Here is a 17428-nt window from a genome sequence, read left to right on the forward strand (position 1 = left end):
AATAGGACTTAAAAACATTATGCCAAAACGTACCGACATAAAAAGCATTCTTATCATTGGCGCAGGCCCTATCGTCATCGGCCAAGCATGTGAGTTTGACTACTCAGGCGCGCAGGCGTGTAAAGCACTAAAAGAAGAAGGCTACCGCGTCATCTTGGTCAACTCAAACCCTGCAACCATCATGACCGACCCTGTCATGGCAGACGCGACCTATATCGAGCCGATTACCTGGCAAACGGTTGAGCAAATCATTGCTAAAGAGCGTCCTGATGCGATTCTGCCAACGATGGGCGGCCAGACGGCGCTAAACTGTGCGCTAGATTTGGACAAACACGGCGTATTGACCAAATATAATTGTGAGCTGATTGGCGCGACCAAAGATTCAATCGAGATGGCAGAAGACCGCAACTTATTTGATAAAGCCATGAAGCGTATCGGCCTTGAATGTCCACGCGCTGAAACCGCTGAAACCATGGAAGAAGCCTTTGCCACCCAAGAAAAGATGGGCTACCCATGTATCATTCGCCCGTCATTCACCATGGGCGGTTCAGGCGGCGGTATCGCCTATAACCGCGATGAGTTTATCGAGATTTGTGAGCGCGGTTTTGACTTATCACCAAACCATCAACTACTTATCGATGAGTCACTAATCGGCTGGAAAGAATATGAGATGGAAGTGGTTCGTGATAAAAACGACAACTGCATCATCATTTGTGCGATTGAGAACTTTGACCCAATGGGCGTGCATACCGGCGACTCAATCACAGTCGCCCCAGCACAAACTTTGACCGACAAAGAATACCAAATCATGCGTAATGCTTCATTAGCCGTACTGCGTGAAATCGGTGTGGAAACAGGCGGCTCAAACGTCCAGTTCGGTATCAACCCTGACACGGGTCGTATGGTCGTCATCGAGATGAACCCGCGTGTCTCACGCTCATCGGCATTGGCATCAAAAGCAACCGGCTTCCCGATTGCTAAAATCGCTGCCAAATTGGCGATTGGTTATACCCTAGATGAATTGCAAAATGACATCACAGGCGGCAAAACGCCAGCGAGCTTTGAGCCGGCGCTCGATTATGTTGTGACCAAAATACCTCGCTTTAACTTTGAGAAATTCCCACAAGCCGACAGTGTGTTATCAACCCAGATGAAATCGGTTGGTGAAGTGATGGCAATCGGTCGTAACTTCCAAGAATCAATGCAAAAAGCGCTGCGCGGCATGGAAACCGGCAATGATGGTTTTGATGAGCAAATTGACTTAGCAAAAGTTAGTATTGAGAAAGCCCGTAGCGAGATTAACAATCGCTTAACCATTCCAACGCCTGAACGCATTTATTATATTGCCGATGCTTTCCGTATCGGCATGAGTGTCGATGAAGTGTTTAATTTAACCAAAATCGATCCATGGTTCTTGGTACAAATTGAAGACATTGTCAAAACCGAAGCACAAGTTAAAGCCCTAGGCTTTGGCGGTTTAACTGAGCAAAACCTGCGTAGCTTTAAGCGTAAAGGCTTATCGGATTTACGTTTGGCAAAACTGCTTGGCGTCTCACAAAAGCAGCTACGCAAAAAACGTTGGGATTTAAACGTTTATCCTGTCTATAAACGCGTCGATACCTGTGCGGCAGAGTTTGCAACTAGCACCGCTTATATGTACTCAACGTACGATAGCGAATGTGAAGCCAATCCAACGGATAACAAGAAAATCATGGTTATCGGTGGCGGTCCTAACCGTATCGGTCAAGGTATCGAGTTTGACTATTGCTGTGTTCATGCGGCGCTTGCCATGCGCGAAGACGGCTACGAGACCATCATGGTCAACTGTAACCCTGAAACCGTTTCGACCGATTATGACACCTCTGACCGTCTGTATTTTGAGCCAATCACGCTTGAAGATGTGTTAGAGATTGTGCGTATCGAAAATCCAGACGGCGTGATTGTGCAATTTGGCGGTCAAACCCCATTAAAACTGGCGCGTGCCCTTGAAGCCGCTGGCGTCAAAATCATCGGTACCAGTCCAGATGCGATCGACCGTGCTGAAGACCGCGAACGCTTTCAGCATATGATTCAGCAATTGAACCTTGTGCAACCAACCAATGCGTTAGCGACAAGCTTAGAAGATGGTTTGGTTAAAGCCAAAGACGTTGGCTATCCGCTAGTAGTCCGCCCATCATATGTACTTGGTGGTCGCGCGATGGAAATCGTCTATAACGAAGACGAGTTAAGACATTACTTGCGCACCGCGGTTCAAGCGTCAAACGAAGCGCCTGTACTCCTTGACCGCTTCTTAGATGATGCCATCGAAGTCGATGTTGACTGTGTCTGCGACGGCACTGACGTGGTGATTGGCGGTATCATGCAGCATATCGAACAAGCTGGCGTGCACTCTGGTGACTCGGCTTGCTCATTGCCGCCTTACTCATTATCAGATGAGCTTTGCGATAAAATGCGCGCGCAAACCGTTGCGATGGCAAAAGAGCTTGGCGTCGTCGGTTTGATGAACGTTCAGTTCGCGGTAAAAGGCGAAACGGTTTACATTCTAGAGGTGAACCCACGTGCAGCCCGTACCGTACCTTTCGTATCTAAATGTATCGGTACGTCATTAGCACAAGTCGCGGCGCGCTGTATGGCTGGTACGTCATTGAAAGATCAAGGTTTTACCACTGAAATCGTCCCAGCATTTTATGCGGTCAAAGAAGCGGTATTCCCATTTGCTAAATTTCCGGGTGTTGACCCAATCTTGAGCCCCGAGATGAAATCAACTGGTGAAGTGATGGGTGTGGGTAAAACCTTTGGCGAAGCATTCTACAAAGCGGTTATCGGTAGTAATGAGCGCCTGCCAGGTCTACCAACTGAGGGCGAAACCAAAACTGTCTTTATCTCGGTGCGTGATAGCGATAAAGAACAAGTTACTCCTATCGCTCGCCAGCTTCTAGATTTTGGCTTTAACATTGTTGCCACCACTGGTACGCAAAAAGTACTGGCGGAAAACGGTATTGAATGTAAGCAAATTAACAAAGTCACCGAAGGTCGCCCACATATCGTCGATGCCTTGAAAAATGGCAAAATTGACCTTATTATCAATACTACTGAAGGCAAACAAGCGCAAGAGGATTCATTCTCTATCCGCCGCAGTGCCCTACAAGGTAAAGTATTCTACGTCACGACATTAGGCGCGGCAGATGCAGTTTGTAAATCTTATGCGATTGACCTACCGTTTGATGTGTATAAGCTACAAGATTTGCATGAACAAGCAAAGACTATCGCTTAGCACTATTGACTTGGTGGTATAATTTCAGTAGATTAAGCATCATAGTGACGTTTATTTAAAAGCGTTGGCAAAAATTATGTCTGGTTTTTATACGACTATAGTACTTAAAAAAATTGTACTTTAGAAAAATAAAGTTTTTAAAAGATAAACCTAAAAAGCATAGTGGCTGAACTGCGACTATGCTTTTTATTACGTCAGGTTAAGGCGTCTTTTCGGTAAGTGTATCCGTACTGATAGTTAATCGCTAAGTGTGCAGTTACTTACGACGCAGCCTCAACCTCATTCTTTTTATATTACATACTCATTGCAACAACACTGACACCATCTCACTATTCACTAGGAGATGGTGTGGTGTTATTGGTTTAAGGAAAAAACATGCAACGTTATCCCATGACTCCACAAGGACATGCGGCGCTAGAAGCCGAACTAAAACAGTTAAAAAGTGTCGACCGTCCACGTATTACAGCGGCCATCGCTGAGGCGCGCGAACACGGCGACTTAAAAGAAAACGCTGAATACCATGCCGCTCGCGAACAACAAGGTTTTTGCGAAGCGCGTATACGTGATATCGAAGCCAAGCTTGGCGCTGCACAGGTCATCGACCCTACTACGCTACCAAATGATGGCCGAGTGGTATTTGGCGTGAGTGTGGTCATTGAAAATATGGATACCGAAGAAGAAAAACAATACAAAATCGTTGGTGATGACGAAGCTGACTTTAAAGCTGGCAAAATCTCAGTCAACTCGCCGATTGCGCGTGGTTTGATTGGCAAGTCTGAAGGCGACGAAGTCCGTATCGAAACGCCCAAAGGCATAGTCGAGTATGAAATCATGAAAGTGATTTACGATTAATATTGGTTATTTTGTAGATAAATAGATCACCTTAAAAAAGCTTTTGATAACAAAAGCTTTTTTTGTAGATAGGTATAGTTAATTAGATATAAAAACGATACAGCGAGATAAAAAGTTGTTTTTCGCAGCATCTGTCGGCGTAGGCACAGCACGCAAGAAAAACAACTTTTCATTGAACGATTTGATAGCGACGTATCTGATTTATTTGTATTCGACTATATATTTTTAGTGCAGCTGATAGATGCAAAAAACAGTACACAACGTCATTATTAGTAGAGTATTAGTTACACAATGCAGCTTTTTTACTCAATTCGTTTTAGCGCATAATTGTTCACACATTAAGTGCTAAGCATTTGACTAAAATAATGATGGAATGATAGCAAGTGTTGGCTATCATGAGTACCTTTGCCCTCGTTATTTGACATGATTTACATGCTCATTTGACGAGGGTTTTTTCTTATATAAGCGTTGTTTTTCTCAATTTTATTTTTGAAATTTTATTTTTTTGCTACTTCATTAGCGGCTTTATTTACTGCTATTTTAAAGGAATCTATTATGACCACGCCAATCAATACGCCAGCATTTCAGGCTACGAATAAAAAAGCGCTTAAACATGCCTTCATTAAAAAAAACACTATTCCTACAGCCATATCAATGGTCTTAGCGGGTAGTTTTCTGTCGCTAGCTGCTGCCCATGCCGCACCTGAAGTAACGGTTGTACCATCTGTGAGCAGCAGTACCACAGTGGTCGAAAGTTACTCAGACGGCAAAACAGCGGTTATCACTGCGACGCCGAATGGCATAACGATGCAAGATGGCATGCCGTTTTACCGCACACAAGTGAGTACTGCGCCCCGTTATGTGGTTCGCTCAGGCGCTAATAGTGTCGTTACTCAAGGCAATGCCACGGTCACGAGCGTACCTGTGACAAACCAAGTCACTAATCAAACCAGCAGAGTTGACGTCATAGCGGTTCCAACGACCAGCGTGACCGAAGTCTTGCCTGTGACGCCGGTGACCCAGTTGCCCGTCATCAATGCACCAACGACTACTATCGTCACTAACCAACCGGCAACGACGCAAATCGTTTCTACCTCTTTAGATACTTTGCAATTGACCCCAACTTTTAGCACGCCTGGTGTGGTTAATGCTCAAACCAAAGTCATGAAGATATTAAAAAATAAAGATGGTCGTGAAGTGGCCGTACCCGCCAATCATATCGCGCCTGGCGACGTCATCGAATATCACACCACTTATACCAATACCACCGCGCAGCCTGTTACCGATATCAATGCGATGGTTTCATTGCCAAATGGCGTGCAATTAGTGTCACTAAACAGTCCGTTACCAACGCTTGCCACCATGGGCGGCGATAGCTATCAAACTATTCAGCAAGTGGGCAACACTGTGGTTGTAAAAGAAAACTATTCTGGTCTTAAGTGGAACTTGGTTGACCTAAGTCCAAATGCTGCTCAGACCGTCGTTATACGAGCTAAAGTTCAGTAGAAATTATGTTTTAAAATATTGTTATTTAATAAATCTTAAAATTAATAAAAGGTCTTGTGGGCTATTTTACTAGTCAGCAAGGCCTTTTTTATATCCGCACCTTATTCCTTAATATTCAGCCTTTTGCTATAGTGCTATTACTTCAAAACAAATATTTGGTAACTGCCTATATGTATAAACCCGTTTCTATCTATTCACTAGCTTTTATCATTTGCGGCTGTATTTTGAGTTCTATATCTTGGGCTAAAGCCGCTGAACCAACATTTAACGATAGCTTTTATATGTCGAAAATTTGTACTGCCTATATGAGTAAAGACGGTCATGAATATTGCGATGATGGTTATATACTTAAAAGCGAAACATTAAATAATGGCGAAGTGATAGAAACCGTGCTTATGGATGACATGGGTGGCTACGGCTGGAACCATACTTCGCTCAAAAGAATCGATAAAGATACTTACCATGTCTATATCGGCTGTGGTAGTCCGTGCGGCACTAATATACTATTTGGTCGTGGGGATAAAAAACAAAATTTTGACCTATACTTTGACTTTGATACAAAAAGTCAGTGTAGTGTTGAGTATAACAATGACCAAAAACTCTGGGTTGCCCGTCATTTTTTCTCTGATAAAGAGGTAGCTTTATCTTCAACTCATGGCAATAGTGAATCTGCGATTTATCCCAAGTACAATGTTGAGTTTGATAAAAAAGGACGTATTATTGTCAAAGATTACTTCTCAGAGAAAGTGGTTCAAACCTTGCCTAACCCCTGCTCCTCCAATTAAAAACATCATAAATAGCACGACAACAGTTGTCGTATAGTATTGCTATTTTAGTCACAAATACAATGACTTAAGCCTAATTTTGCTAAAATACATACCTATAAATGAATTGGTAATCTCCTATTATGGCAACCATCAATTATGAACGCCTGCAAGGTAAGCTCAATATCTTAGCAGACGCTGCTAAGTATGATGTCTCGTGCTCATCCTCCGCTGGTACGCGCAAAAACCAAGGCGGTGGCCTTGGTGATGCCTCAGCAACCGGTATTTGCCACAGCTACACCGAAGATGGTCGCTGCGTGAGCCTGCTTAAAATCTTGCTAACCAATCACTGTATATACGATTGCGCATATTGTACCTCGCGTAAAAGCAATGACACCCCGCGCGCCGCTTTTAGTGTCGAGGAAGTTGTTGATTTGACCATGCAATTTTATCGTCGTAATTATATTGAAGGGCTTTTTCTCAGCTCAGGTATCTTTAAAAGCGGCGATTATACGATGGAGCGCTTGGTCGAGGTGGCCAAGATATTGCGGACACGTGAACGCTTTAATGGCTATATTCACCTTAAGACTATTCCGGGCGCGTCAAAAGAATTGCTACTAGAAGCGGGATTGTATGCCGATCGTCTGAGCGTCAATATTGAGATTCCAACCAAATCAGGACTGGCTTTGCTCGCTCCAGAGAAGTCGCATGATGAATTAAAAGCGCCAATGGAAACGGTTAAAACTGAAATTATCACCATCAAAGAGAGCCGTAAAACCCATAAAAAAACGCCTAAATTTGTGCCAGCGGGTCAGACCAGTCAGATGATTGTTGGCGCCAGCAATGAGACCGATTTGCAAGTCATACAGCTATCGAGCCATTTTTATCAGCAATATGATTTAAAACGTGTTTATTACTCAGGTTACGTGCCGATGTTGTCCGATAGTCGTCTGCCAGCGATTGGGACGCCTGTGCCAATGATACGTGAAAACCGTCTGTATCAAGCCGATTGGCTGATGCGTTTTTATGGTTTTGGTGCGCACGAAATCGTTGAGCCTGACTCGCCGTTCTTAGATTTGGACTGTGATCCAAAGCTGGCTTGGGCAATCCGCCATCGTGAGCACTTTCCCGTTAATATACAAACCGCCACTTACGAGATGATTGTGCGCATTCCCGGTATCGGTACTAAGACCGCTAAGAAGATAGTCAAAGCGCGTAAGTTTAATCAGTTGACGCTTTATCATTTAAAAAAAATGGGCGCGGCGGTCAATCGAGCTAAGTACTTTATCGCAACAACGGGTAAAAACGAGCATTTGGCGCATTTAACCCGCGGTAATTTCCGCCAATATGTGCTGGCGCAAACGCAAACCAAATATAAAGATCAGCGCAATGGTCAATTGGCGCTGTTTTAATCAGCATGGTTTTAATTGTCACTATTTTAAATAGGAACATAAATGTCACAGCTGACACAAAGTCACGATTACATTGTCGGTCACTTAACGCCTAGTATTGTGCTTTATGAGCCCAGTTTTGAAGGTTGGCTCAGCGCCGTATTTTATGTCTATGCCAATAAGTTACAGGACGATGCATCTTTACAGTTAATTGCTCACGACTGCTATATACCATCGTTGATTGCGCAGGCAACAAGCGTAGCAATGGATACAGACAACGCCGAACGTGTACTAACCAAGCTGCATAAACTCTTAGGTCGCTCAGGTATGCGCAATATCCTCTGGGGATTTTTATCAGAAAAAGCTCATATCGGCACCACTTTATTTCAAGTAATCAAATACGCCATTGACTACCCTAGCCGCCATATTATGGAAGATTTGGGCAACCTAAATGTTTTGGAATTGGTACAAACCGTCAAATCGGTCGGCCGAGAAAAACACCGCATGGAAGCCTTTGTGCGTTTTGAGCACACCACTGACAATATCTACTTTGCCCGCGTTGAGCCTGACTTTAATGTACTGCCTTTGATTGGTGAGCATTTTCGTCAGCGTTATCAAGATCAGCATTGGGCGATTTATGATGTGGTGCGCGGCTATGGTATTTATTATGACAAAAGTAAAAGCACGCCGTCGCGCCCTGCTGCCCTGCAAACCATCACTAACCTAGATGATGCGGTACTGCGTAATCCTGCCAGCATTCATAGTAAGGACGAGCAGCGCTATCAAAAATTTTGGCAAGGGTACTTTACTAATGTCAATATCAAAGAGCGTAAAAATACGCGTCTGCATCAGCAATATCTGCCGCAGCGCTATTGGAAATATCTCAGTGAAAAGCAAGTGCTACCAAATGCTGAGCATTTACAAAAACGTCGCTAGTTTGGTAACCATACCTATTGCCAACTGCTTATTCTCAGCTAAAAAACTCTTACTCTCAGCTAAAAAAAGTATGGCAAATCTGACCTTATCTTTTTATCTTGGTGGTTGAGTTTTCGGCGCTTTTAACTGACAATAGCAGCTTGATATCCTATTTGGTGACCGACGCTATTATGAAAGTTATGCGCTTACTGTCGTCCTTAAAGCATGATGAATCCGAGCGCGGCATTTTTCATCTGGGTCGCGCTTTGGTTAAAAATGGTCATACTTCCATTATCATTGCCAGCGCCGATGAAGAAAATGACTTGGTCAAACGCCTAAAGCGCGATGGTAATATCTACCATCAGCTTTATATGAATAAGAAATCTTGGCTGTCACTGCTACAAGTCGCCCCGCTGCGCCGCCTGATTGAAAAATACGACCCTGATGTCATTCATGTGCATTCGCGCACCCCTGCATGGATATTGCATTTGGCCTTGCGCCGCGCCCGCCTCAAGCGTCGTCCCAAACTGGTCTCGACCATGTACGGTTTTTATCCGATTAATAAGTACTCACAAGCCCTGCTCGATGTCGATACCATCATCACGGTCTCTGATAGCGTCACCAATTATCTAAAAAAAGGCCTACGCCGTGAGGAGCTAGAGCCTAAAGTTATTAAGCGCATCTACCGCGGTGTCGATACGCGCCGTTATCCGTATCGACACAACCCTTCTGTGTATTGGCTGCGGCATACGTTCGCTGAATATCCTGAACTTGAACACAAAAAATGGCTGGTTTTTCCGACTATCATCGGCAATGAATATGGGCAAGAATGGCTGATTGATATCTTGGGTAATCTGCAAGAACAATTTCCCAATATTCACGTCATTATTATGGACGATGATTACCGCGAAGGTGATGTGGCGCATGAAGATTTCCGCCAGCGCAGCAATACGCTTGGACTGTCTGAGCGCATAACTTACGTCGGCAGCAAACGTAATGACATGCGCGAATGGCTGTCGGCGGCCAATATCGTCATGGCGTTGGCCAACGAGCCAGAATCGATTGGCATCAATGCCCTGCAAGCAATTCACTTAGGTACGCCAGTCATTGGCTGGGATCAAGCGGCCTTTAGCGAGATACTACAGCCACTTTATCCGCAAGGATTGGTCAAAAAATACAACGCCAAAGCGCTCTGCAAGGCAGTGCGCAACCAGCTAGAGAGTGTCACCCGTCCTGAGATGACCAATAAATTCACCATGCGTGAGATGATTGAACAAACCCTACTCGTCTATCAAGGGTTATATGACCAATCGCTTGCAGAAGAACAAGCGCAGGCGGATGCAGCGGCGATTAAAAAAATTAAGAAAAGTCTGAAACCAACGATAAAACCTTTTGATAAACCTTCTGATCGTTTAGTCAATCAAGAGCCTGCGCTACCCATTACTCTCAAAAAGGATAAAATAATAGCGCAAGATAACGCGGTTATGAAATCTGATAAAGAAGTTGTGCAACATAAAGACAGTATCACTTTAAAGGATAAAAAACTGGATACTGACTCTTTAGATAAGCACGCTTTAAAGAATGATGCGTTAGATAATAAACCGTTATAAAATGCCAATCTCGCTAACGGTTTGGTGCAAGATTATTGATTGATAAGATTGATGCTGTGAATATGTAAAGAAAGCCTAACGCTTACGCTAGGCTTTCTTTATTTTGAGCAAATCTTATTTTTATTTGGGTGGATTATCCTTTAACCATAGCTGATTAACGATTTTTAATTCGCGTAACTCCTCTGCCATGATGGATTCACTGATACCGGGATATTTCATAACAGCATAGCTATAAAGACCGATACCAAGCGCTGTCCAACCAAAGAAAATCCACCACTCGATAGCGCTCAGCGCTGACGGCATGCCCGGCATATATAAGATGAGCAAGCCAATACCCAGTACAATGGTAAACATACCGACCAATTTGCCCGCTGGCACTCTAAACGGGCGCACCATATCTGGCTCACGGTAGCGTAAGACTAAGAAAGAGATGGCGACACAGGTATAAGCAATCACGATACCAAAACCACCAGCATCGACAATCCAAACTAACATTTTGCGACCAAATAATGGCGCAAGCGTGGCTAGACCACCAATCAATAAAATGGCGTTTTTTGGCGTCTTATACTTCGGATGTAGCTTACCCAAAAATGCGGGCAACATATGGGCTTTTGACATGGCATAAAGTAAGCGACTGCCACCGATTAAAAACGCGTTCCAACTCGATAAAATGCCTAATACACCGCCAATGACTAGTAAAATACCCGCCCATTTGCCATGCCACGCATTGGTCATCGCATCAGCGGTCGCTAAGGTTGAGCCTTGTGCTTGAATGAGCGGCAAAGTGCGACCGACACTCCATGCTACGCCGACATACCACATCACCGCAATAATAATAGAGACAATCAAAAACTTACCAATATTAGGACGGGTCAGATCAATCTCTTCGGCCGCTTGCGGAATCACGTCAAAACCAACAAACATAAACGGCACCATGACAATCACCGTCATCATACCGCCGATACCACCGATAAAGGCAGGCGCTTGTACAGCGGTTGAATTCGCAGGATTGTAAATTACCGCACCAATAAACAATAACGTACCGACAAATAAAATACCGAGTACGGCTGTTTTTTGGAACCAAGCGCTGACTTCCATGCCGCGAATATTAAGCCAAGTGACGATGATTGAGCCTAGCATACCGACGCCAACCCACGTGGCATAAACGTCCCAGCCCGCTATCGTCCACAGATAGCCTTGGTTATAATTGGGAATAAAATATTCAACTACCGTCGGCAGCGCTACTGCTTCAAAAGCAACGACCGAGAAGTAACCAAATAAAATACTCCAAGAGCAAATAAAGGAAACCGTGACCCCGAGCGCTCGGTGGGTATAGGTATGCTCACCGCCGGTGACCGGCATTGATGACGCTAGCTCTGCATAGTTAACACCAATCATGATAACGGCCAGACCACCAATCATGAATGCTAACATCGCGCCCCATGTGCCCGCCGCTAAAATCCAGTCCCCTGCTAAAACGACCCAGCCCCAACCAACCATAGCACCGAATGCTAAAGCAATAATGTCAAACATGCCCAGCGATTTTTTTAGCTCAGACATAACCTACTCCTTGTCCGTGTGTCATCCGTGTCAGCCCTTTTTAACGGCACTGATACCCACTATTTTTATGTAATAGGGCGCTGCCCTTTTTTATCTTTTCCTGCCTATCGAGCGATAGGTTTAGTATTCAAAAAATGCTTAGCAGAGACAGCAACGGCGTCTTGATTTGCAAGGCGCCGTTGTAAAACCACCACTCAAAGCAGCACTGTCATTATCCTAAGCTTAAGCTTTCATTTTTTGAATTAACGCCTTGAGCGGTCAAAATACCTTTGATAATATCAAGGCCTTCTTGTAGCACTTCGTCCTCCACTGTGAGCGGCACCATCACACGAATGGCGTTGCCAAACATGCCACAAGACGCAAGCAGCAATCCTTGCTCGAAAGCTTTGGCTTTTAGGTTGGCAGTCGCCGCCGCATCAGGCTTGCCATCGTTGTCGATTAGCTCAAACGCTAACATCGCGCCTTTATGGCGAATATGACCGATGCTGCTTAGGTTCAAATCTTTTAAAAATGCTTCGATTTTGTCACCAATCTCGATACTGCGCTCAAGCAGATTTTCTTCTTCAATCACTTCCATGACAGCAAGCGCAGCCACACAAGCCAATGGGTTACCAGAATACGTACCGCCCAAACCGCCGACTTGCGGGGCGTCCATGATATCAGCGCGACCGATAACGGCAGAAATAGGATAGCCACCCGCTAAGCTTTTAGCACTGGTCATCAGATCCGGCTCAACGCCCAGTTGCTCAGACGCAAACAAAGTACCGGTACGAGCAAAACCACACTGGACTTCATCAAAAATCAGTACGATGCCATGCTCATCGCAAATCTCGCGCAAGGCTTTGGCAAACGATGGTGTCACTTGATGGAAACCGCCCTCGCCCTGTACGGGCTCAATAATCATCGCCGCCACTTCACTTGGGTCGATATCCGCTTGGAAAATCATCTCAAGGCTATGCAATGCTTGCGCTTCGGTCACGTTTAGCTCTTCTGCTGGGAATAACGCATGGAACACAGGGCCTGGCATCGGACCAAAGTTCTTTTTATATGGCAATACTTTACCCGTTAGGCTCATGCACATTAGCGTACGACCATGCCAACCACCAACGAAAGAGATGACACCCGGACGACCGGTTTTTGCACGGGCAATTTTGATACAGTTTTCAACCGCTTCTGCGCCCGTAGTCAAGAACAGGGCTTTTTTCGGACCGCTGATAGGCACTTTTTCGCAAAGCTTTTCGGCAAGCTCGACGTAGCATTCATAGTTAACCATTTGCGCGGCAGTATGGGTAAATTTGTCTAGCTGCTCGTGCACACGCTGGGTGATTTTTGGATGGCTGTGACCAGTATTCAGTACTGAGATACCGCCGACAAAGTCAATATAACGATTGCCTTCGATATCCCACACTTCTGAGTTTTTTGCTTTTTCGGCAAAAATAGGAAAGGCAATGCCAAGGCCTGTTGGCAAAACCGCTTTACGGCGCGCAAGTAATGATTGATTGGTAGTCATAAGAATATCCTTTTCTTTTTTCTTTACGTAGATGCCAATGATGGTATGGCGGTTTATAAAATAAGCCGTGGCTAAATTTGGGATTCATGCTACTGAATCCCGTTAAATGCTAGGTGAAAATCTATAAAAAACAAATGGTTAAAATATAAAACAGCTAACCATTAGCTCTAACTATTAACTAACATCAGAGCACCAATATTTGGTCACGACATATTCTTCAATGCCGTATTTTGAGCCTTCACGGCCAAAGCCTGATTGCTTGACGCCGCCAAATGGTGCGACTTCGGTAGAAATAAGACCGGTATTATGACCGATGATGCCGTACTCTAAACCTTCGGTGACGCGCCATGAGCGTGCATAACTGCCACTATAGAAGTAAGCGGCCAAACCATAAATAGTGTCGTTGGCTTGGCGAATGACGTCGGCTTCATCTTTAAAGGTAAAGATAGTAGCGATAGGACCAAATATTTCTTCATGGGCGATATCCATGTCACTGCTGATATCGGTAATCACGGTTGGGTTATAAGACAGCTCTGATGCGCCGTTGGTGCTACCGCCCGTGATAAGTGTTGCGCCTTTATCCAAAGCATCTTTGAGCAGCGCTTGCACTTTTTCCAACGCTTTTTTATTAATTAAAGGACCAATATCAACGCCTTCGTCCATACCGTTACCAACATTAAGCTCAGCGACTTTTTTTACAAAGACATCGAGGAATTTATCTTTAATGCTGTCTTGTACGTAGACACGATTAGCGCAAACACAGGTTTGACCCGCGTTACGATATTTAGAAGCGATTAAGCCTTCAGCGGCTTTTTCAAGATCGGCATCATCAAAGACGATAAATGGCGCATTGCCGCCAAGCTCTAATGACAGTTTTTTGATGGTTGGGGCACACTGTGCCATCAAGGTACGACCGACTTCGGTAGAGCCAGTAAATGACAGCTTATGAATGCGTGGATCGCCGGTTAGGATATCGCCGATGGTTGACGATTTGCCCGTGACGACTTGAATAACGCCTGCTGGAATACCGGCTTGCTCAGCCAATACCGCTAATGCCAATGCAGAAAATGGCGTTTCGGTTGCAGGTTTGATAATCATGGTACAGCCTGCTGCGAGTGCAGGTGCTGCTTTACGGGTAATCATCGCAGCTGGGAAGTTCCAAGGCGTGATTGCCGCGCAGACACCGACCGGCTGTTTTAAGATGACATGGCGCAATTGGGTTTGATTGGCAGGGATAACATCGCCATAAACGCGCTTACCTTCTTCGGCAAACCAGCGGATAAAGCTATTGGCATAACCCACTTCCCCGCGTGATTCGGTTAAAGGCTTGCCTTGCTCGGCGGTCATAATGATGGCCAAATCTTCTTTATTGGCATCGATAAGGTCAGCCCACTTTTGCAGTAGTTCCGCTCGCTCTTTAGCAGTTTTGGCCGCCCACGTGATTTGCGCCTCATGAGAAGCCGCAACCGCGTTATTGATATCATCGGTCGTCAGACTTGGTACGTTACCGATGACGTCACCGTTAAAAGGATTGCTCACGTCGATAGTCGCGGCATCACTGGCATCATGCCAGCCGTCTTTGATAAAGCACTGCTGTTTGAGTAGGTCTGGATTTGATAGTTGTAGGGTATTTGACTGTTGTGACATGTTGACACTCCTTGTCAGTGTTATTTTGCAAATAAGGTTTGCAGATTTATAGTGATAAATGAATAACTAAAAATAAAAACGACTAAAAATAAAAGGTTATGACTTAAATAATTATTGATAACTTGTTATTTGTTCAATATACTGAACATGTATTCTATATATGAGACATCATTATAAGAATGATAATCCCTTATTTGCAACCCCTATTATCAATTTTGTGCTGATTTATCATTTTATTTTGCTACTTCCTTAATTTTATCGTCTTTTATAGGTTTCTTATGAGCACCACTGCCGTTCCTGCTTTGGACAAAACTTTTCAGATTTTAGATTTAATAACTGACAGCGCCCAACCTTTAACGGCGGCGCATATTGCCAAAGCGCTTAACCTGCCGCGTAGCTCAACCCATAATATTTTGCAAAGTTTATTAGCCAAACATGTCATTTATAAAGACAGCGACAGTCGCTTTCATTTGGGCTCGTATTTGATGTATTGGGCGGGAAAATATGAGCAGCAGCAAGGCGTCATCCAGCTATTTAAAGACCTTATTGTCCAGTATCCAACCCTACTTCAACATACGGTGACGTTGTCCAAGCTCGATTTTGGTGAAGTGGTGTTTTTGGCTTGTCATGAAGCGCCTGCGCCGCTTGGCTTTACCTTTCGCGCTGGTGTGCGCGTACCGGCAGTATTCTCTGCCACTGGTAAAGCCATGCTTTCCACCTTTTCTATGGACAGCATAAAATCCATCTATGCCAGCGGCTTCCCCACGCCTATTACCCAATATGGTGTCGATAATTTTGCAGATTTATCCACCGAGCTGACGGCTATTAAAAACAGTCGTATCTCACTTGATGATGGGCAACTGCGCGAAGGTATGTATTGCTTAGGTACTTATATTCGTAACGCTTCTGGCAATGCTATTGCAGGTATGGCAGTCAGCTTTTTACAAGCAGAATATGAATCCAAGCGAGCTGAGGTCAGTGCGGTACTGATTGAATTGGCAGAGCAAATTGAGCAGCGTTTGGGTTTTAAGGACGAGCATTAAACAATTCCATCGGCTTTAAGCTTGGCGATCATCTCGCTGTCATAGCCCAAATCAGCAAGCGTATTATCGGTATGTTCGCTCAATTGCGGTGGCGGCGACCGATAAGTGACCGGTGATGCGGATAACTTAATCGGGCTGCCTAGTGCGCGAACAGGGCTGCCTTGCGCAGCAAAATCAACCACCATCTCACGCGCTTGAGTCTGCGGCATCGCCAGTGCTTCAGAGATATTATGAATCGCCCCGCTCGGGATTCCTGCTTTATCTAACACCTCTAACCAATAAGCACGCGGCTGCTTAGCGAATTGTTCGGTTAACTTATTACAAAGCAGTTCACGATTGGCAACGCGTTGTGGATTGGTCATAAAGCGTTCGTCCGTATGCCAATCAACGCCCAATACGTTACAAAGCTTGGCAAACTGACTGTCGTTACCGCAGGCTAAGATAAAGTGCGACGCGCCTTTTGCCTCGAATACTTGATAAGGCACGATATTGGGATGCTGATTGCCGAGTCTTGGCGGGACTCTATCTGATGCCAAATAATTCATACCAACGTTGGCGAGCATCGCAAGCGCACTATCAAGCAATGCCACATCGACATGTTGCCCAAGTCCGGTATTTTGACGCGCTAATAATGCCGCTTGGATACCAATGGTCAGCTGCAATCCGGCGAATAAATCGACGACTGCCACACCAACCTTATGCGGTTCGCCATCGCTTGGACCGGTGATGCTCATCAGCCCTGACAAGCCTTGAATAATATAGTCATAACCGGGACGCTTGGCATCAGGCCCTGTCTGACCAAATCCCGTCAATGAGGCGTAAATAAGGCGCGGATTGTCTTGTTTTAAACTGTCATAATCTAAGCCGTATTTTTTTAAACCACCAACTTTAAAGTTTTCAACGACGATATCGCTATCGGCGACAAGCTGTTTGATAATGGTTTGTCCGGCAGGTGTGGTGATATCGACAGTGAGGGATTTTTTATTGCGGTTAATGGTGGCGTAATAAGCAGAAGTGTCATCGCTGAATTTTGGCGGCGCCCAGTGCCGCGTTTCATCACCGATATGAGGACGCTCAACTTTGATGACTTCAGCGCCCAAATCTGCAAGTACTTGGGTACAAGAAGGACCGGCCAATACTCTCGATAAATCAAGCACCTTGATACCGTGTAATGCACCTTTTGCCATATCCGTCATAATAATCCCTTATTGTGTCGCGTATTTTTTGATTTTTTGATGATAAAATTGTTCTTCATGATTTAATGGCTAAGCAATTAAATGATGAAGAACAACTGAAAAACGTACGCTACTGTTTAAAATCTGCTTATAGGAAGCCAAACAGTAGCGCACGTAATTA

General features: G+C 44.8%; 12 protein-coding genes. 8 read left to right on the plus strand and 4 right to left on the minus strand.

The window, feature by feature from the left end; translation table 11 throughout:
* Positions 1-19 precede the first annotated feature (19 nt).
* The 7 genes from carB to IQ457_RS08465 all read left to right on the plus strand — a co-directional run bounded on the left by carB (position 20) and on the right by IQ457_RS08465 (position 10312).
* The gene (gene carB, locus IQ457_RS08435; protein ID WP_200662810.1) at positions 20-3274 is read left to right on the plus strand and encodes a carbamoyl-phosphate synthase large subunit; all 3255 of its coding nucleotides are present in this window, start codon (positions 20-22) and stop codon (positions 3272-3274) included.
* Between the two features lie 375 nt (positions 3275-3649).
* Entirely contained in the window at positions 3650-4126 is a 477-nt protein-coding gene (gene greA / locus IQ457_RS08440) for a transcription elongation factor GreA (RefSeq protein ID WP_144297093.1), read from the plus strand.
* Between the two features lie 555 nt (positions 4127-4681).
* Positions 4682-5632 (plus strand): hypothetical protein, encoded by a 951-nt coding sequence (locus IQ457_RS08445; protein WP_242465393.1) that lies wholly within the window; start codon positions 4682-4684, stop codon positions 5630-5632.
* A gap of 56 nt (positions 5633-5688) precedes the next feature.
* Positions 5689-6417 carry a hypothetical protein gene (locus IQ457_RS08450; RefSeq protein ID WP_200662811.1) on the plus strand — a complete coding sequence of 243 codons (729 nt, stop codon included), beginning with the start codon at positions 5689-5691 and terminating at the stop codon, positions 6415-6417.
* 122 nt (positions 6418-6539) lie between these two features.
* Positions 6540-7808 carry a putative DNA modification/repair radical SAM protein gene (locus tag IQ457_RS08455; protein ID WP_200662812.1) on the plus strand — a complete coding sequence of 423 codons (1269 nt, stop codon included), beginning with the start codon at positions 6540-6542 and terminating at the stop codon, positions 7806-7808.
* A 42-nt stretch (positions 7809-7850) separates the two neighbouring features.
* Positions 7851-8723 carry a TIGR03915 family putative DNA repair protein gene (locus IQ457_RS08460; RefSeq protein ID WP_200662813.1) on the plus strand — a complete coding sequence of 291 codons (873 nt, stop codon included), beginning with the start codon at positions 7851-7853 and terminating at the stop codon, positions 8721-8723.
* 170 nt (positions 8724-8893) lie between these two features.
* The gene (locus IQ457_RS08465; RefSeq protein WP_242465394.1) at positions 8894-10312 is read left to right on the plus strand and encodes a glycosyltransferase; all 1419 of its coding nucleotides are present in this window, start codon (positions 8894-8896) and stop codon (positions 10310-10312) included.
* Between the two features lie 120 nt (positions 10313-10432).
* Here the strand turns inward: IQ457_RS08465 and IQ457_RS08470 are convergent, their stop codons facing one another.
* The 3 genes from IQ457_RS08470 to IQ457_RS08480 all read right to left on the minus strand — a co-directional run bounded on the left by IQ457_RS08470 (position 10433) and on the right by IQ457_RS08480 (position 15029).
* On the minus strand, positions 10433-11872 hold the full coding sequence (locus IQ457_RS08470) for an APC family permease (RefSeq protein ID WP_102077156.1): 1440 nt from the start codon (positions 11870-11872) through the stop codon (positions 10433-10435).
* A 211-nt stretch (positions 11873-12083) separates the two neighbouring features.
* Complete coding sequence (gabT, locus tag IQ457_RS08475) at positions 12084-13382, minus strand: 4-aminobutyrate--2-oxoglutarate transaminase (RefSeq protein ID WP_200662814.1); 1299 nt, start codon at positions 13380-13382, stop codon at positions 12084-12086.
* Between the two features lie 174 nt (positions 13383-13556).
* Positions 13557-15029 carry an NAD-dependent succinate-semialdehyde dehydrogenase gene (locus IQ457_RS08480; RefSeq protein WP_200662815.1) on the minus strand — a complete coding sequence of 491 codons (1473 nt, stop codon included), beginning with the start codon at positions 15027-15029 and terminating at the stop codon, positions 13557-13559.
* A 278-nt stretch (positions 15030-15307) separates the two neighbouring features.
* Here IQ457_RS08480 and IQ457_RS08485 point away from each other — a divergent pair, with 278 nt between their 5' ends.
* A complete protein-coding gene (locus IQ457_RS08485) occupies positions 15308-16072 on the plus strand; it encodes an IclR family transcriptional regulator (protein ID WP_200662816.1) in 765 nt (254 codons plus the stop codon).
* On the opposite strand, the gene IQ457_RS08490 is transcribed toward IQ457_RS08485, so the two are convergent.
* Positions 16069-17268, minus strand: a complete 1200-nt coding sequence (locus IQ457_RS08490) for a CaiB/BaiF CoA transferase family protein (protein ID WP_200662817.1) — start codon at positions 17266-17268, stop codon at positions 16069-16071. The genes IQ457_RS08485 and IQ457_RS08490 overlap by 4 nt on opposite strands.
* Between the last annotated feature and the right edge of the window lie 160 nt (positions 17269-17428).

The organism is Psychrobacter sp. M9-54-1 (assembly GCF_016613355.1).
Lineage (GTDB): Bacteria > Pseudomonadota > Gammaproteobacteria > Pseudomonadales > Moraxellaceae > Psychrobacter > Psychrobacter faecalis.